Annotated in this window: 13 protein-coding genes; 2 read left to right on the top strand and 11 right to left on the bottom strand. The window is 71.2% G+C overall.

Annotated features, from left to right (window positions below; translation table 11 throughout):
- Positions 1-64 precede the first annotated feature (64 nt).
- Entirely contained in the window at positions 65-1,663 is a 1,599-nt protein-coding gene (locus SNOUR_RS26170; RefSeq protein WP_067351627.1) for a CYTH and CHAD domain-containing protein, read from the bottom strand.
- A gap of 154 nt (positions 1,664-1,817) precedes the next feature.
- Here SNOUR_RS26170 and SNOUR_RS26165 point away from each other — a divergent pair, with 154 nt between their 5' ends.
- Complete coding sequence (locus SNOUR_RS26165) at positions 1,818-2,321, top strand: ATP-binding protein (RefSeq protein ID WP_067351625.1); 504 nt, start codon at positions 1,818-1,820, stop codon at positions 2,319-2,321.
- A 21-nt stretch (positions 2,322-2,342) separates the two neighbouring features.
- Here SNOUR_RS26165 and SNOUR_RS26160 read toward each other — a convergent pair whose 3' ends face one another.
- The 9 genes from SNOUR_RS26160 to SNOUR_RS26120 form a co-directional block, all read right to left on the bottom strand.
- Complete coding sequence (locus SNOUR_RS26160; RefSeq protein ID WP_067351622.1) at positions 2,343-3,557, bottom strand: FtsW/RodA/SpoVE family cell cycle protein; 1,215 nt, start codon at positions 3,555-3,557, stop codon at positions 2,343-2,345.
- On the bottom strand, positions 3,554-5,695 hold the full coding sequence (mrdA, locus tag SNOUR_RS26155; RefSeq protein ID WP_067351620.1) for a penicillin-binding protein 2: 2,142 nt from the start codon (positions 5,693-5,695) through the stop codon (positions 3,554-3,556). Before mrdA ends, SNOUR_RS26160 begins: the two co-directional genes overlap by 4 nt.
- A complete protein-coding gene (gene mreD, locus SNOUR_RS26150; RefSeq protein ID WP_067351617.1) occupies positions 5,692-6,432 on the bottom strand; it encodes a rod shape-determining protein MreD in 741 nt (246 codons plus the stop codon). The genes mrdA and mreD overlap by 4 nt, the downstream gene beginning before the upstream one ends.
- A gap of 3 nt (positions 6,433-6,435) precedes the next feature.
- Positions 6,436-7,365, bottom strand: coding sequence for a rod shape-determining protein MreC (gene mreC / locus SNOUR_RS26145; RefSeq protein ID WP_039636424.1), 930 nt, complete (start codon positions 7,363-7,365; stop codon positions 6,436-6,438).
- A gap of 238 nt (positions 7,366-7,603) precedes the next feature.
- Positions 7,604-8,623 (bottom strand): rod shape-determining protein, encoded by a 1,020-nt coding sequence (locus SNOUR_RS26140; protein WP_003985182.1) that lies wholly within the window; start codon positions 8,621-8,623, stop codon positions 7,604-7,606.
- A gap of 297 nt (positions 8,624-8,920) precedes the next feature.
- On the bottom strand, positions 8,921-9,334 hold the full coding sequence (gene ndk, locus SNOUR_RS26135; protein ID WP_067351614.1) for a nucleoside-diphosphate kinase: 414 nt from the start codon (positions 9,332-9,334) through the stop codon (positions 8,921-8,923).
- 310 nt (positions 9,335-9,644) lie between these two features.
- Positions 9,645-9,989 carry a DUF4233 domain-containing protein gene (locus SNOUR_RS26130; RefSeq protein ID WP_067351611.1) on the bottom strand — a complete coding sequence of 115 codons (345 nt, stop codon included), beginning with the start codon at positions 9,987-9,989 and terminating at the stop codon, positions 9,645-9,647.
- A gap of 2 nt (positions 9,990-9,991) precedes the next feature.
- Positions 9,992-11,518 carry a bifunctional tetrahydrofolate synthase/dihydrofolate synthase gene (folC, locus tag SNOUR_RS26125; RefSeq protein ID WP_067351609.1) on the bottom strand — a complete coding sequence of 509 codons (1,527 nt, stop codon included), beginning with the start codon at positions 11,516-11,518 and terminating at the stop codon, positions 9,992-9,994.
- A gap of 90 nt (positions 11,519-11,608) precedes the next feature.
- A complete protein-coding gene (locus SNOUR_RS26120) occupies positions 11,609-13,057 on the bottom strand; it encodes a peptidoglycan D,D-transpeptidase FtsI family protein (RefSeq protein ID WP_067351606.1) in 1,449 nt (482 codons plus the stop codon).
- Between the two features lie 277 nt (positions 13,058-13,334).
- Between SNOUR_RS26120 and SNOUR_RS26115 the strand changes: the two genes are divergently transcribed.
- Positions 13,335-14,546 carry a hypothetical protein gene (locus SNOUR_RS26115; protein WP_067351603.1) on the top strand — a complete coding sequence of 404 codons (1,212 nt, stop codon included), beginning with the start codon at positions 13,335-13,337 and terminating at the stop codon, positions 14,544-14,546.
- On the opposite strand, the gene SNOUR_RS26110 is transcribed toward SNOUR_RS26115, so the two are convergent.
- Positions 14,512-17,157, bottom strand: coding sequence for a valine--tRNA ligase (locus SNOUR_RS26110; protein WP_067351601.1), 2,646 nt, complete (start codon positions 17,155-17,157; stop codon positions 14,512-14,514). The genes SNOUR_RS26115 and SNOUR_RS26110 overlap by 35 nt on opposite strands.
- Positions 17,158-17,279 lie beyond the last annotated feature (122 nt).

The raw sequence follows: 17,279 nt of genomic DNA, 5'->3' as shown, positions 1-17,279 counted from the left end.
CGGCACGGAGATCTCGCGGTCGGCGCTCCGGCCTGCGCCGTCGAGCGGGCGGCGCGGGCCCCGCTCAGGCCCGCAGCGCCGCCCGGTACCGGGGACGGGAGACCTTCGCCCACAGAGCGGGCAGTTCCCGTTCGCCGCGGGCCGCCAGGGCCTCCTCCCGGCCGTAGAGCAGGCCGAAGGTGAATCCGCTCTCGCCGGCCCGGCGGGCCTGGGTCGCCAGCTCGCGCAGCGCGGCGCGCGCGACCACGCTGTCCTGGTGGTCGCCGAGCAGCTGCTGCACCTGCTTGGTGCGCCGGACGAACGCGCGGGCCGGGCGTCCGAGCGCCGGGCTGGCCGCCTCGGCCGCGTACCGGATGCGCTTGGCGGCCTTGCGGGCGCTGTGCAGCGCCTCGTCGCGGGCCGGGCCGGCGGGGGTGTCCAGGGCGACCTCGATGCGGTGGGCCAGCCGCCGGTAGTCCCTGAGGACGGCGCCGGCGACGACGGGGGGCGCGGGACGGGCGGCGGGGCGGCGCAGCGGCGGGGCGCCGAGCAGGGCGTGCAGGTTCTCCAGGAGGGCGAGGTAGCGCGGGCCGTCGAGGGCGGCGAGCAGCCGTTCGCGGGCCCCTGCTCGGTGCCGGGCCGACCAGCTGCGCAGCCGGGCCGACACCGGTCCCAGCCGCAGCGTGCGGGGCACCTCGGCCAGGGCCGCGGAGAGCCGGTCGGCGAGCACCTCCTGGTCCCGACCAGCCCCCAACTCCGTTGCCAGCCACTTGAGTTCGACGCCCAGCGGGTCGGTGGCGGCCCGGTCGAGGACCTTGGCGTACGAGCGGAAGGCGCTGCGCAGCCGGCGGGTGGCGACCCGCATCTGGTGCACCGCGTCGGGCAGGTCGCGCCGGACCGCCGGGTCCAGCTCGACGATCGCCCGCACCTGGGCACGGACGTAGCGGAGCACGACGTCGCCGGCGGTGCGGCGGGGGCGGTCGGCGTCCGCGGCGGCGGGGCGCGCGGCGCCCTCCCGCGCGGCCTCCGGCGAGGTCTCCGCCAGGGCGCGGGCCAGTTTCGACGGGGCGGCGGAGGGGCGCGCGCCGGCCCCGGTCAGCACCCGCTCGACCTCGTCCAGCAGCTTCTGCCCCGCGCCGCGCCCGCTCCCGGGGGCCAGCTCGACCTCGATCTCCCGCCAGCGGGCCGTGCGCGCCGCCCCTTCCGGGTGCAGCCGACGGGCCCGTACGTCGTCCACCGCGACCTCGGCGAGCGGACGGCCGGCGGCATCTTCGAGGTCGTGGACCGTGCGCCGGGTCCGCAGCCGGACGAGGGGGATCAGCGGGGCGTCGCGGGTCCGGGAGCGGACCAGCGCGGTCAGCTCGCGGGGCGGGGCGTCGGAGAGCGGGGCGCGGATCTCGTCGCGCACCGCGCCGGTGACCTCGGGGAGCGCGACCGGGAGTTTGAGGTGCCAGCCCGCGTCGGTGCCGCCGGTGCGCCGGCGCAGGGTGATGCCGTCCGCGGCGAGGCGCTGGTCCGCGGTGTCGTAGTAGACGGCGTCCAGGGCCCGGGTGCCGCGCTCCGTCACGGTCGCGACCCGGCCGGCGCGGGTCAGGTCGGGCAGGTGGTCGGCGTCGATCCGGGTGGCCGCGCCCGTCTCGGCCATCTCGTATTTCCGCTCGATCTCCCGCACGGTGTCGGCCATGCATCGAATCTAGTCAGCCACCACGACCCCGACCAGCCGTCCGACACCGGTCCGCGCCCGGAACGGGTGGCATCGCCGACACACGGTGTCTTACGGTGTGTGACAGGACGCCCACACAGCGTGGTAACCGTCTCGATCGACACCGGGAGAAACCGTGCACCCCGACACCGCAGCCCTCGCCCGGCCGCCCCTCCGCGTCGCGGCCGGAGCGCGCCCGTACCTGCTCACCGCGGCGAGCCGGCCCAGCGTCCCGAAGACCGCCCGCGACTTCGTCCGGGCCCTGCTGCGGCACGGCCCGCTCGCCGCCCTCCGGGACACCGCCGTCCTGCTCACCTCGGAGGCGGTCACCAGGGCCCATCTGCGCACCCCCGGCTCCGCGGACATCCTGCTGCGGGTGCTGACCGCGGCGCACGGCCTGCGGATCAGCGTGCACGACGAGGGCGCGGCGGTGATCCCCGCGCCGTCCTCCGAGGGCCTCCGACGGTCCCCCGGCCCCGACCTCGCTCGACCGGGAGGAGCCCCCTGGGTGCCCGGCGACCGGGACCCCGCGCACGGGCTGCTGCTGATCAGCCGGCTCGCCGACGACTGGGGGACGACCCCGTTCGAGGGGCCGCCGCACACCACGTCCCTGTGGTTCGAACTGCGCACCGGACGCTGACCCCGCGGCGGTGCCGCGCGGTCAACGGGACGCGGAGACCGGGCGCTGGACGCGGATCGACTGCAGCAGACCGATGGCGATCCACACCGCGAACATCGAGGTGCCGCCGTAGGAGACGAACGGCAGCGGCAGACCGGTGACGGGCATGATGCCCAGGGTCATCCCGATGTTCTCGAACGCCTGGAAGGCGAACCACGCGATGATACCGGCGGCCACGATCGTGCCGTAGAGCTCGCCGGTCTCGCGGGCGATCCGGCAGGCGCGCCACAGCACCACGCCGAGCAGGAGGATGATCAGGCCCGCGCCGAGGAAGCCGAGTTCCTCGCCGGCGACGGTGAAGATGAAGTCGGTCTGCTGCTCGGGGACGAACTGGCCGGTGGTCTGGCTGCCGTGGAAGAGGCCGGAGCCGGTCAACCCGCCACCGCCGATGGCGATCCGGGCCTGGTTGGTGTTGTAGCCGACGCCGGCCGGGTCCAGGCTCGGGTTGGCGAACGCGGCGAACCGGGCGATCTGGTACGCGTCCAGCAGCCCGAGCTGCCAGATGGCCACGCAGCCGACGACACCGGTGCCGAGCAGGCCCAGGATCCAGCGGTTGGAGCAGCCGCTGGCGAGCAGCACGCCGAGGATGATGGCGCCGAGCACCATCACCGAGCCGAGGTCGGGCATCAGGAGGATCACGCCCACCGGGATGGCGGCCAGCCCCAGGGCCTGGACGACGGTGCGGTGGTCGGGGTGCGGGCGGTCGCCGGCGTCGACCCGGGCCGCCAGGATCATCGCCATGCCCAGGGTGATGGTGATCTTGGTGAACTCGGCGGGCTGGAGCGAGAAGCCGCCGGGGATCGCGAGCCACGAACGGGAGCCGTTGATGGTGGCGCCCAGCGGCGTCAGCACCAGCACCGCCAGCAGCACCGAGGCGCCGAACAGCACCGGGACGGCGCCGCGCAGGGTGCGGTGGCCCAGCCAGATGGTGCCGCCGGCCAGCGCGATGCCGATGGAGGTGTTCAGCAGGTGGTGGACGAAGAAGAAGTACTCGTCGCCCTTGTTGAGTTCGGTGCGGTTGCGGGTCGCCGAGAAGACCAGGATCGATCCCATCAGGGACAGCACCAGGCAGGACAGCAGCAGTATCCAGTCCAGTCTGCGCACCACGGAGTCACGCGCCGTCAGCCGGCCCCAGACGCCTTGGTCCGGGGCGTAGCGGCGGACGGAGAAGGTCCGGGAGAAGAGCGGCGTGGTCACTGCTGGGGGCTCCCGGAGGGGGACGGCGACGGGTCGGCCGGCGGCTTGATGGGCGGCGAGAGGATGGTGCCGTCGCTCTCGATCTTGGGCAGCTTGCTCTCCGGCCTGGGGAGCAGCGCGGCCTTGTCGTCGATCTCGCCCTTGTCGTTGACGCCGTAGAGCGCGTTGTAGATGTTGCGGACGGCCGGGCCGGAGGCGCCGGAGCCGGTACCACCCTGGGAGATGGTCATCACGATCGCGTAGTCCTTGGTGTACGTCGCGAACCACGAGGTGGTCTGCTTGCCGTAGACCTCGGCGGTACCGGTCTTGGCGTGCATCGGGATCTTGTCCTGCGGCCAGCCCTGGAAGCGCCAGGCGGCGGTGCCCCGCTCGGTGACGCCCTGGAGCGCGGCGTCGATCTGCCGGAGGGTCTGCGGGGTGTCCGGCAGATGGCCGTGCGACTTCGGCCGGATCGTCTGCACCGACTTGCCGTCGGGGCTGACGATGGCCTTGCCGACGGTGGGGTTGTAGAGGGTGCCGCCGTTGGAGAGCGCCGCGTAGATCGTCGCCATCTGGATCGGGGTGACGAGGGTGTCGCCCTGGCCGATGGCGTAGTTGATCGAGTCGTAGGCGTGCAGCTTCATGCCTTCGAGGCAGTTCTCCCGGGCGAGCTTGGAGACGTAGTCATTGGCGTCCTTGGGGTGCGCGCACCAGCTGTCCTTGTTGGCCTTCCAGAAGGCGGTCTTCCACTGGCGGTCGGGGACCCGGCCCTTGACCTCGTTGGGGAGGTCGACGCCGGTCTCCTTGCCGAGGCCGAACTGGTGGGCGGTCTTGTAGAACCAGTCGCGGGGGTCCTGGACGGGCTTGTCGCCGCCGTCCTTCTTCCACTCCTCGTGGCCGAGCCGGTAGAAGACGGTGTCGCAGGAGACCTCCAGCGCCCGCCCCAGGCTGATGTCGCCCTGCGACTCGCCCTCGAAGTTCCGGAAGACCTGGCCGCCGATGCTGTACGAGCTGGTGCAGGGGTAGTGGCCGTCGAAGGGGTAGCCGGCGTTGACCGCGGCCGAGGTCGAGATGACCTTGAAGATCGAGCCGGGGGCGGCCTGTCCCTGGATGGCGCGGTTGAGCAGCGGGTAGTTGGAGTCCTTGCCGGTCAGCTTGGCGTAGTCCTTGCCGGAGATCCCGCCGACCCAGGCGTTGGGGTCGTAGGTGGGGTTGGAGGCCATCGCCACCACCCGGCCGGTCTTCGCCTCCAGGACGACCACGGCACCCGAGTCGGCCTTGTAGTTGGTGCCGGTGTTCCGGTCCACCTGGGTGCGGGCGTCCTTCATGGCCTTGTCGAGCTGCTGTTCCGCTATGGCCTGGACGCGGGCGTCGATGCTGGTGACCAGGGTCGAACCGGCCTGGCCCTTGTCGCTGTTGGCCTGCCCGATGACCCGGCCGAGGTTGTCGACCTCGTAGCGGGTGACGGCGGCCTTGCCGCGCAGGAAGGTGTCGTACTGCCGCTCCAGACCGGACCGGCCGACCTGGTCCGAGCGCAGCAGCGGCGAGGCGCCGTTCTTGGCCCGCTGGATCTCCTCGTCGGTGACCGGCGAGAGGTAGCCGAGGACCTGGGCGGTGTTGGACTTGCCGAGCGCCGGGTAGCGGCGGACGGCGGTGGGCTGGGCGCTGATGCCGGGGAAGTCCTCGGAGCGCTCGCGGATCTGCAGGGCCTGCTGGGTGGTGGCCTTGTCGGTGATCGGGATCGGCTGGAAGGGCGAGCCGTTCCAGCAGGGCTGCGGGGTCTTGGAGTCGCAGAGCCGGACCTTGTTGCGGATCTCCTGCGCGGGCATGCCCAGCACCTTGGCCAGCCGGGCGAGCACGGCCTTGCCGTCGTCCTTCATCTTCAGCAGGTCGGTGCGGCTGGCGGAGACCACGAGCCGGGTCTGGTTGTCGGCCAGCGGCACGCCGCGGGCGTCGAGGATGGAGCCGCGGGTGGCGGGCTCGATGACCTGCTGGACGTGGTTGGACCTGGCCTTGGCCGCGTACTCCTGGCCGTTGCGGATCTGGAGATACCACAGCCGGCCGCCGAGCGTCGCCAGCAGTGAGAAGACCAGGATCTGGATGGCGACCAGCCGGATGGTGACGCGGGAGGTCTTCCCCGTCTCCGGAATGTTGCTCACAGGCGCTTGACCCCCTTGATGCCCTTGACCCCCTTGGTGCGTCCGCCACGGGCCGGCTTGGGAACCCGGCCGGTGCGGATCGCCTTCATCGCGTTGCGGCTGGCTTTGAGGCCGGTGCCGGTCGTGAGCCAGCCCCCGGTCCACGTACCGACCCCACCGGAGCGGCCGTCGCCGCGCCCCCAGCCGTGCCGACCGAGGCCGCCGGCGGTGCCGCCGGCGTCGGTGGCCAGCGGATCGTGCTCCGTCCTGCGCGCCAGCGCCATCACCAGCGGAACGGTGAAGGGGGCGAGCAACAGGTCGTAGAGCGTGGCGCTGAGCAGCAGCCCGACCAGGCCGACGTGTCGGGCGGCGGTGTCGCCGACCAGGGAGCCGACCCCGGCGTACATCAGCGTCGAGCCGATGGCCGCGCCGATCACGACCACCAGCGGCAGGGTCGCCGAGCGGTGCTGGCCGTTGTCCGGCTTGGTCAGGCCCGCGACGTAGCCGATGACGCACAGGACCAGGGCGTAGCGGCCGATGGCGTGGTCGGCGGGCGGGGCGAGGTCGGCCAGCAGCCCGGCGCCGAAGCCGATGAGCGAGCCGCCGACATGGCCGTAGACCAGGGCCAGGCCGACCACGACCAGCAGCAGCAGATCCGGTACGGCGCCCGGCAGTTGGAGTCTAGCGAGGATGCTGACCTGGATGATCAGGGCGACCACCACCAGCGGGGTGGCGAGCAGGATCCGGTTGATGCGCATCGGTCAGCTCCTGGGTGAAGCGCTCTCGGAGGGGGTGGCCGTGACGGTGACCGTCGGCGTCGGCCTGGGCTTGACCGGGGGCGGTAGGACGGTGTCCCGCGGGTCCTTGCGGGGCGGCTGGACGACGACGCCGACGACGTCGAGCGACGAGAAGGAAACGAACGGCCGGACCTGGAGGGTGCGGGTCAGATCGCCGTTGAGCGGCTCGACCTTGGTGACCGTGCCGACCGGCACCCCGGGCACGAACGGCTTGTCCTTGCTGGAGCCGAAGGTGACCAGCCGGTCGCCCTTCTTGACGTCGGCCCGGCCGTTGAGCAGCTCGACGCGGAGCGAGCGGACGCCCTGGCCGTTGGCGAAACCGATCTCGTTGGTCTTCTCCATCCGGGTGCCGACGGTGAACTCCGGGTCGGCGGCGAGCAGCACGGTGGAGGTGTGCGGGGTGACGGTGGTGATCCGACCGACCAGCCCGTCGCCGTTGAGGACGGTCATGTCGCGGGCGATGCCGTCGCTGCTGCCGGCGTCGATGGTGACGGTCCAGGAGAAGCCCTGCGCGGACCCGATGGCGATGACCTCGGCGCCCTTGATCGCGTACTGGCCGGTGGCCGCGGTCTTGAGGATCTTGTCGAGTTCGGCGGCGCGGTTGCGGTTGCGGTCCGGGGAGCCGAGCTTGAGCTTCAGTGCGGCGTTCTGGTGTTCCAGCTCGCTGATGCGGTTGTGCCGGTCGCCGGAGTCGCGTACCGCGCTGACGGCGTTGCCGACCGGGTTGACGACGCGGGCCACGCCGCGCTCCACCGGGCCGAAGGCGGAGGCGGCGGCTTGCCGGGCACCGTCGAGCGGGGACTGTTCGCCGCCTCGGATATCGACCGTGATCAGCGCGAACGCGATCGCGACCAGCAGCACCAGCAGCAGCCGGCTCTCTCGTGTGTCCCTCACGTGCGGCGGCCGTGTCCTTCCTCGTAGGACCGGCCGGCTGCGGGCCCCGCCGGTCTCGTTCGGGGGTTGAGCATTGTGCCTTGCTGTGACGGCGCGGTGGTGAAGCGTCAGTGCACCGTGTCTGTGGGGGCGTTGCGTATGGGCCGACGATCCGCCGGACGGAGCGGCCGTTTCTCTATGCTGCCCGGCCCGCGCGAACGTCGTGTGACGTCCGCGCGACGGGCCGGGACCTGGTGGGTCAGCGGCGCGGCTGGGAGTCCAGGACCTGCTGGAGCGCCTCGAACTCCTCGACGCACTTGCCGGAACCGAGCGCGACGGAGTCGAGCGGGTCCTCGGCGATGTGGATGGGCATGCCCGTCTCACGGCGCAGCCGCTCGTCGAGGCCGCGCAGCAGTGCACCGCCACCCGTCAGAACGATGCCGCGGTCCATCACGTCACCGGAAAGCTCCGGCGGGCACTTGTCGAGGGTCGTCTTGACCGCGTCGACGATGGAGTTGACCGGCTCTTCGATGGCCTTGCGGACCTCGGCGGCCGAGATGACGACGGTCTTCGGCAGGCCGGAGACCAGGTCGCGGCCGCGGATCTCGGTGTGCTCGTCCTGCTCCAGGTCGTACGCCGAACCGATGGTGATCTTGATGGACTCGGCGGTGCGCTCGCCCAGCAGGAGGCTGTACTCCTTCTTGATGTGCTGGATGATCGCGTTGTCCAGTTCGTCGCCGGCGACCCGGATGGACTGGGCGGTGACGATGCCGCCGAGCGAGATGACCGCGACCTCGGTGGTGCCGCCGCCGATGTCCACGACCATGTTGCCGGTGGCCTCGTGGACGGGCAGGCCCGAGCCGATCGCGGCGGCCATCGGCTCCTCGATGATGTGCACCTGGCGGGCACCGGCCTGGGTGGACGCCTCGATGACCGCGCGGCGCTCAACTCCCGTGATACCGGAGGGAACGCAGACCACGACCCGCGGACGGGCCAGATAGCGCCGCTTGTGGATCTTGAGGATGAAGTAGCGGAGCATCCGCTCGGTGATCTCGAAGTCCGCGATCACACCGTCCTTCAGGGGCCGTACGGCGACGATGTTGCCGGGGGTCCGGCCGATCATCTTCTTCGCCTCGGCGCCGACCGCGAGGATGCCGCCGGTGTTGGTGTTGATGGCCACGACCGACGGTTCGTTGAGGACGATGCCCCGGCCCCTGACGTACACCAGCGTGTTGGCGGTCCCGAGGTCGACAGCCATGTCACGGCCGATGAACGACATGTTGTTCCCCATGAGGATACGTCTGGCCTTCCCAACTGGAGCGAATGCTTACTTTGAGGTCGGCAGGAGGTGATGCGCTGTGAGGCGCGGAAGCCCCCATCGTAGTTCGTAGTGTTACCCACTCGAACACGGCGGGAGGCCGTTCCGCCATTGTCAGCCGTACACGCACCCGCCCCCCTTAATGGTGACGTCGTGTCGCGGGAACGCGTTCCCCCGCTCGCGGCGAATACACCGAGGGGCGACCGATGATTTCACCGGTCGCCCCTGGTCACAAGGGGGTTGGCCGTTGACTTCGGATCAAGAAATCCCGGGGAAGAAAATCTTGATCTCGCGCTCGGCGGACTCTTCGGAATCCGAGGCGTGGATGAGATTTTCTCGGGTGATCGTTCCGAAGTCCCCACGAATGGACCCACTCGGCGCGGCAATCGGGTCAGTGGGACCGGCCAGCGCGCGGACACCCTCGATGACCCGCTCGCCCTCGACGACCAGCGAGACGACCGGCCCGGAGGACATGAAGTCCACCAGCGGCTCGTAGAAGGGCTTGCCGACGTGCTCGGCGTAGTGCTGCTCCAGCACCCCGCGGTCGAGGGTGCGCAGTTCCAGCGCGGTGATCGTCCAGTTGGCCTTGCGCTCGATGCGACGGATGATCTCGCCGACCAGGCCGCGCTTGACGGCGTCGGGCTTGAGGAGGACGAGGGTGCGCTGGCTCACGAAGGGACTCCCTGTATCTGAACGACGGTCAGCGGTGCCAGGCTATCGCCTGGGTACGGGGCGTACGCTGCCGGCTTCCCTACCGTGGGAGTTCGCCGCGTTGCGCCTGCGGCGGGGCCGCCTCGTGCGTTGCCGGGTGCGGCGCCGTTTCGCCTGGCGGCGGGCGGTGCCGCTGCGCGGGGCTGTTCGGCAGCGGTGCCGGGGCTGCGGGGCAGGGGTGAGCCGGACGTAAAGCGCAGCAGTCCGGCTCACCCCTGCCCCGCAGCCCCGTCCCCTTCCGTCGTGGGTGGGGAAAAGCAGGTCCGTGGGCTCAGGTCGTGGGTGCGGACTCGGCCGCGAACCGTGCCTTCGCCTCGTCCACCTTGCGGCCGAAGTGGACCGAGGTCCACCACAGGGCGGCGAAGACCGCGCCGAGGAAGAACATCGTGGGCACGACCAGGCCGCTGGCGATCAGCGCGATCTGCAGCGCCCAGCCGAGCTGTACCCCGCCGGGGCGGGTCAGCATCCCGCACAGCAGCAGGCTCAGCAGCATCGCGATGCCGCTGACGATCCAGATGGTGGCCCGGGAGATGTCGGTGAGCTGCATCGCGACCAGACCGGCGAAGCCGATCACGAAGAACTCCCCTATCAGGGTGCTGGCACACAGCGTGCGCATGGTCAGTTCCCTCCCAGGAGCAGCCGGGCCTCGCCGACCGTGATCACCGAGCCGGTCACCAGCACACCGGCGCCGGAGAACTCGCCCTCCTCCTCGGCGAGGGTGATCGCCGCCTCCAGGGCGTCGTCCAGCCGCGGCTCGACCTGGACCCGCTCGGCGCCGAAGATCTCCACGGCGATGGCGGCCAGCTCGTCCGGATCCATCGCACGCTGGCTGGAATTCCGCGTCACCACGACCTCGGCGAAGATCGGCTCGAACGCCTCCAGGAAGCCCCGGACGTCCTTGTCGTCGCTGGCGCCGACGACGCCGATCAGCCGGCTGAAGCCGAACGCCTCGCTGACCGTCTCGGCCGCCGCCCGGGCACCGCCCGGATTGTGCGCGGCGTCCAGCACGACGGTGGGGCTGCGCCGGACCACCTCCATCCGGCCGGGCGAGCTGACCGCGGCGAACGCGGAGCGGACGGTGTCGATGTCGAGGGTGCGGGCGTGGTCGGAGCCGACGCCGAAGAACGCCTCGACGGCGGCGAGCGCGACCGCGGCGTTGTGCGCCTGGTGGGCGCCGTGCAGCGGGAGGAAGACCTCCGGATACTCGCCGCCGAGCCCGCGCAGGGTCAGCATCTGGCCGCCGACCGCCACCTCGCGGGAGAGCACCCCGAACTCCATGCCCTCGCGGGCGACCGTGGCGTCCACCTCGACCGCGCGCTTGAGCATCACCGCGGCGGCGTCCACCGGCTGCTGGGCCAGTACGACCGTCGCGTCCTTCTTGATGATCCCGGACTTCTCGCCGGCGATCTGCTCGGGCGTCTCGCCCAGCCGGTCGGTGTGGTCCAGCGAGATGGGGGTGATCACGGCGACGTCGCCGTCGATGACGTTGGTCGCGTCCCAGGTGCCGCCCATGCCGACCTCGACGACCGCGACGTCCACCGGGGCGTCGGCGAACGCGGCGAACGCCATCGCGGTCAGCACCTCGAAGAAGGAGAGGCGGTAATCCTGCTGCCCGTCGACCATCTCCACGTACGGCGCGATGTCGCGGTAGGTCTCGATGAAGCGCTCGGCGGAGATCGGGCTGCCGTCCAGGCTGATCCGCTCGGTGACGGACTGGACGTGCGGGCTGGTGTAGCGGCCGGTGCGCAGCTCGAAGGCGCCGAGCAGGGCCTCGATCATGCGGGCGGTGCTGGTCTTGCCGTTGGTCCCCGTGATGTGGATGGAGGGGTAGGCGCGCTGCGGCGAGCCCAGGACGTCCAGCAGCGCGGCGATGCGCTCGATCGACGGGTCGAGTTTGGTCTCGCCCCAGCGGCCGCCCAGCTCCTCCTCGACGGCGCGCAGCGCGCGGTCGATCTCCGGGTCGGCGGGGCGGGCCGGGACCTGCTCCCCCTGCGGCGGCCCGGCCTGCGCGCGCAGGGTCCGGCTGCCGGCCTCGATCACGGCGAGATCGGGGTCGCGTTGCGTCTCGGCCTCGACCATCTCGTCGAAGGCTTCGGTCGGGTCGGGAGTCGGGTCGGGATCGTCGTTCTGGGGGCGCTCGCTCACGACGACAAGTCTACGAGGCACCACCGACAACGGGCCTGCGCCGCCCCCGCGCCGCTCACCGCCCGGCCCGCGCCCGGATCGCCGCCCCGGTCAGGACAGCGCCGCCTGCATCATCGCCTTGGCGATCGGGGCGGCCAGGCCGTTGCCGGAGACCTCGTTGCGGGCCGCGTGCCCGTCCTCGACCATGACGGCGACCGCGACCTGGTGGCCCTTGCCGTCGTCCGCGTACGAGACGAACCAGGCGTAGGGGGTGCCGCTGTTGTCGACGCCGTGCTGGGCGGTGCCGGTCTTGCCGCCGACGGTCACCCCGTCGATCTTCGCGTTGGACCCGGTGCCCTTGTCCACCACCGTCTGCATCGCCGAGCGCAGCTGGGCGGCGGTCCGGCTCGACATCGCCGTGCGGTAGGTCCTGGGGTCGTTCTGCTGGACGGTGTTGCCGCCGCCGTCGGTGAGCTTGTCGACCATCTGCGGGGCCTTCAGGTCGCCCCCGTTGGCGATCGCCGAGGCGACCATCGCCATCTGGAGCGGGGTGGCCTGGTCGTCGAACTGGCCGATGCCGGAGAGCGCGGTCTGCGCCTGGTCCATGTCCTTGGGGTAGACGCTCTTGGTGGCGCGCACCGGGACGTCCATCTTGGCGTCGTTGAAGCCGAACTTCTCGGCCTGCGCCCGCACCTTGTCCTTGCCCAGGTCGACGGCCATCTTCGCGAAGACGGTGTTGCAGGAGTACTGGAGCGCGGTGCGGATGGTGGCGTTCTTGCAGGGCGCCGAGGCGCTCTCGTTGGTCAGCTGGGTGCGGGTGTTGGGGAGGGTGTACGGGTCGGGGCTGTCGGTGGGCTGGTCCACCGAGGAGTACAGGCCGTTCTCCAGCGCGGCGGCCGCGACCACCAGCTTGAAGGTGGAGCCGGGCGGCAGCGGCTGGCGCAGCGCGCGGTTGAGGTTCGGCTGGCCGGCGTCGTTCGTCAGGGACTGCCACGCCTTCTGGTCGGCGGTGGAGGAGCCGGCGAACTTCCCCGGGTCGTACGACGGGGTGCTGACCATGCCCAGGACCCGCCCGGTCGCCGGGTCCAGCGCGATGGCCGCGCCGGTCTTTTCGCCGAGCGCCTCGTAACCGGCCTTCTGCACCTTGGCGTCGATGGTGGTGGCCACGTCGCCGCCCTTGGGGCGCTCGTGCAGCAGGGTGTCGGCGGGGTTCTGGAGCCGGCTGTCGGCGCCGCCGAGCAGTTCGCCGTAGAGGCTCTCCAGCTGGGTGCTGCCGAAGATCTGCGAGGAGAAGCCGGTGACCGGGGCGTAGAGCGCGCCGTCCTTGTAGGTCCGCTTGTACTTGAGCGAGGAGGAGGTGGCGGCGGAGCCGGTGATCGGCTGGCCGTCGACGAGGATGTTGCCCAGCGGCGCGGAGTACTTGGCGATGTTCACCCGGGGGTTGTGCGGGTCCTCCCGGTAGTCGCTGGCCTTGGCGCCCTGGATCCAGGTGGCCCAGACCATCAGCACCAGGACCAGCGCGAGGCAGAATGCCGAGACCCGTCGCAGGGGTTTGTTCATGGGCGCGGCTCCTCGGGGCTGGGGACGGGCACCGGACATGCGTTTCCGCCGAACTCCGGCATTCCGGTCCACGGTGCCTCGCCTTCATGAGAGCGTCATGAGAACCGCGTACCACCAGGATGTGAGCGATCGGACCGTCGGACGGGACAACCTTTCCGCCGCTCGATGCCCTCTTGCACGGCGGGGTCTGGAACGGCCACGGACCGTGTGGCCACGGTGTACGTGAAAAGTGCGGGAAAGCAGGAGCTGAAGAGGCGTGCCGGCAATCAGTCAGCGGATGCATTTGGTGTTGCTCACCGGGTGGACCGTGCTGTGGTTCTTGATCGTGGAGCCGCACGGCGGCTTCTCCTGGCACTACCTGCGCACCGGCGGCGAGCTGATATACCAGGGCAGCTCCGGCGACGGCACCGGCGGCCTCAACCTCTACGCGCACCACCCCGAGCTCCAGATGGGGCCGATCAGCTTCCTGACGGCCGGGCTGTTCAACCCGTTCCCCGAGGCCACCGGCCAGTTCCTCGCCGCGGCCCTGATGTCCGCGCTGGGCCTGGTGATCCTGGTGCTGGCCGGCCGCAGCGCCGCCCACCACTTCCTGGGCACCGGCACCAACCACCAGCGGCTGCGGCAGCGGGTGCTGATCGCCGGGCTGGCCTTCATCCCCATGTGGATCGAGGTCGCGGTCCGCTTCGGGCACCTCGACGACGTCCTGGCGCTGTTCTTCACCGCCCTCGCGGTCCGCGCCGTCACCCGCGGCAACGCCGCCCTGACCGGTGTCTTCCTGGCGCTGGCGATGGACTCCAAGCCGACCGCGCTGGCCTTCGTCCCGCTGCTGCTGGCGCTCCCCCGGGACAAGTGGCTCAAGGCCGGCCTGTGGTGCGCCGGACTGGTCGCCGTCGCCTGGTTGCCGTTCTTCCTCGGCGACGCCCAGTCCTTCGCCGCCGCCAAGTTCGCCATCCCCAACCAGCCGGCGTCCGCGCTGCGCTGGCTGGGCGCCGACGACCCCGAGACGCCCGGCTGGGTCCGTCCCGCGCAGTTCGCCCTCGGGCTGGTGCTGGGCGGGCTCGCGGTCTGGCGGGGCCGCTGGGCGGCGGTGGTGCTGCTGGGCGCCAACGCCCGGATCGTGCTGGACCCCAGCGTCTACACGTACTACACCGCCTCGGTGCTGCTCGGCACCCTGCTGTGGGACGTCATCGGGCAGCGCCGCCTGGTGCCCTGGTGGAGCTGGCTGGCGCTGCTCATCCTCTACGGCAGCGTCTTCGCCGTCCCGGACGACTCCGCGCGGGGCCTGATCCGGCTGGCGTTCGTGGCGGCCTCCACGGCGTACGTGCTGCTGTGGCCGGTCCGGGAGCGGGGCGACCGCGGCGGGCGGCGGGGACGCCGCAGGCCCCCCGCCCATACGGACGAGGGGCCTGCGGAGGAGGTCACGGGCCCCGGCGGGTGGCCGGGGCCGGGGCCGACTACGCCGTGGGCAGGGCCGCCAGCTGCGCGGTGATCCGCTCGATGTCGGCCTCGGCGGCCGCCTTGCGGGTCCGGATCTTCTCCTTGACCTGCTCGGGGGCCTTGGCGAGGAACGCCTCGTTGCCGAGCTTGGCGGTGGTCTGGGCCAGCTCCTTCTCGGCCACCGCCAGGTCCTTCGCGAGCCGCTTGCGCTCCGCCTCGACGTCGATCGCACCGGACAGGTCCAGGGCGACGGTGGCGCCGGCGACCGGCAGGGACGCGGTGGCGGTGAAGTCCTCGCCGGCCGGCTGAAGGCGCAGCAGCGACCGCATCGCGGCCTCGTGCGACGCCAGCGCCGTACCGGTCAGGTCCAGCCGCGCGGGGACCTTCTGGCCCGGCTGCAGGCCCTGGTCGGAGCGGAACCGGCGGACCTCGGTGACGACCTGCTGGACGGTCTCGATCTCCCGCTCGGCCGCCGCGTCCCGGAAGCCGCCCGGGGCGTCCGCCCCAGGAACGACCACAGCCCGCGGCCACTCGGCGATGACCACCGACTCGCCGCCGGTCAGGGTCGTCCACAGCGTCTCGGTGACGAACGGCACGACCGGGTGCAGCAGCCGCAGGGTGACGTCCAGGACCTCGCCCAGCACGCGGCGGGAGGCGTCGGCGGCCGGGCCGCCCGCCATGAACGTCGTCTTGGACAGCTCCACGTACCAGTCGAAGACCTCGTCCCAGGCGAAGTGGAAGAGGGTGTCCGACAGCTTGGCGAACTGGTAGTCGTCGTAGTACGCGTCGACCTCGGCGACGACCGAGTTGAGCCGGGAGAGGATCCACCGGTCGGTCGCCGACAGCTGCTCGGCGGGCGGCAGTTCGCCCTCGACCGTCGCGCCGTTCATCAGCGCGAAGCGGGTGGCGTTCCAGATCTTGTTGGCGAAGTTGCGGGAGCCCTGCACCCAGTCCTCGCCGATCGGGACGTCGACGCCGGGGTTGGCACCGCGGGCGAGCGTGAACCGCACCGCGTCCGACCCGTAGGTGTCCATCCAGTCCAGCGGGTTGACCGCGTTCCCGAAGGACTTGGACATCTTCTTGCCGAACTGGTCGCGGACCATGCCGTGCAGCGCGATGGTGTGGAACGGCGGGGTGCCGTCCATCGCGTACAGCCCGAACATCATCATCCGGGCGACCCAGAAGAAGAGGATGTCGTAGCCGGTGACCAGGACGGAGTTCGGGTAGAACTTCGTCACGCTCGGGGTCTGCTCGGGCCAGCCCAGCGTGGAGAACGGCCACAGACCGGACGAGAACCAGGTGTCGAGGACGTCGGTGTCCTGGTGCCACCCCTCGCCGGTGGGCGCCTCCTCGTCGGGTCCGACGCAGACGACCTCGCCGTTCGGCCCGTACCAGACCGGGATGCGGTGGCCCCACCACAGCTGCCGCGAGATGCACCAGTCGTGGAGGTTGTCGACCCAGCCGAAGTACCGGGACTCCATCTCCTTGGGGTGGATCGCGACCTTGCCGTCGCGGACCGCGTCACCGGCGGCCTTCGCCAGCGGGCCGACCTTGACCCACCACTGCATCGACAGCCGCGGCTCGATGGTGGTCTTGCAGCGCGAGCAGTGCCCGACGGAGTGGGTGTACGGGCGCTTCTCGGCGACGATCCGGCCCTCGGCGCGCAGCGCGCCGACGATCGCCGACCGGGCCTCGAAGCGGTCCAGCCCCTGGAACGGTCCGTGCGCGGTGATCACGCCGCGCTCGTCGAGGACGGCCAGGTTGGCCAGGCCGTGCCGCCGGCCGATCTCGAAGTCGTTCGGGTCGTGCGCCGGCGTGACCTTGACCGCACCGGTGCCGAACTCCGGGTCGACGTGCTCGTCCGCGACGACCGGGATCCGCCGGCCCGTCAGCGGCAGCTCGATCTCGGTACCCACGAGGTGGGCGTACCGCTCGTCCTCGGGGTGGACCGCTACGGCGGTGTCGCCCAGCATCGTCTCGGCGCGGGTGGTGGCGACGACGATCGAGGCGTCCCCCTCCCCGTACCGGATCGAGACCAGCTCGCCGTCGTCGTCCTGGTACTCCACCTCGATGTCGGAGATGGCGGTCAGACAGCGCGGGCACCAGTTGATGATGCGCTCGGCGCGGTAGATCAGCTCGTCGTCGTAGAGCCGCTTGAAGATCGTCTGGACGGCCTTGGAGAGGCCCTCGTCCATGGTGAAGCGCTCACGGGACCAGGCGACGCCGTCGCCCAGCCGCCGCATCTGCCCGGAGATCTGACCGCCGGACTCGTCCTTCCACTGCCAGACGCGCTCGACGAACGCCTCGCGCCCCAGGTCGTGCCGCGACGCGCCCTCCTTGGCGAGTTCACGCTCGACCACGTTCTGGGTAGCGATACCGGCGTGGTCCATGCCCGGCTGCCAGAGCGTCTCGTATCCCTGCATCCGCTTGCGGCGGGTGAGCGCGTCGATGAGCGTGTGCTCGAAGGCGTGCCCCAGGTGCAGGGAGCCGGTGACGTTCGGCGGGGGGATGACGACGGTGTACGGCGGCTTGTCGCTCTTCTCGTCCGCCTCGAAGTAGCCCCGCTCTACCCAGCGCTCGTACAGCGGCCCCTCTACATCGGCCGGCGTGTACTGAGTCGGCAGTTCGGGGACGCTGTGCTGCTGCTGAGTGTTCTCGGTCACGACCGACAGTGTACGGGCGCCCGTGTAGCGGCTTCGAATCGGTTTCGCCCCCGGGGCCACGGCTGTCAGCGGCGTCGTACAGGATGTCGGCAGCGCATAAACATCACGCCGACGCCCGGACG

It is taken from the genome of Streptomyces noursei ATCC 11455, assembly GCF_001704275.1.
GTDB classification, from domain to species: Bacteria; Actinomycetota; Actinomycetes; order Streptomycetales; family Streptomycetaceae; genus Streptomyces; species Streptomyces noursei.
This window is presented reverse-complemented; position numbering and strand designations above follow the sequence as displayed.

Bases quoted from the DNA above. Each gene is read 5' to 3' on its own strand.
- SNOUR_RS26170 (WP_067351627.1), bottom strand. From the start codon at position 1,663: ATGGCCGACACCGTGCGGGAGATCGAGCGGAAATACGAGATGGCCGAG.
- mreD (WP_067351617.1), bottom strand. From the start codon at position 6,432: ATGCGCATCAACCGGATCCTGCTCGCCACCCCGCTGGTGGTGGTCGCC.
- SNOUR_RS26140 (WP_003985182.1), bottom strand. From the start codon at position 8,623: ATGTCGTTCATCGGCCGTGACATGGCTGTCGACCTCGGGACCGCCAAC.
- SNOUR_RS26130 (WP_067351611.1), bottom strand. From the start codon at position 9,989: ATGCGCACGCTGTGTGCCAGCACCCTGATAGGGGAGTTCTTCGTGATC.
- SNOUR_RS26120 (WP_067351606.1), bottom strand. From the start codon at position 13,057: ATGAACAAACCCCTGCGACGGGTCTCGGCATTCTGCCTCGCGCTGGTC.
- SNOUR_RS26115 (WP_067351603.1), top strand. From the start codon at position 13,335: ATGCATTTGGTGTTGCTCACCGGGTGGACCGTGCTGTGGTTCTTGATC.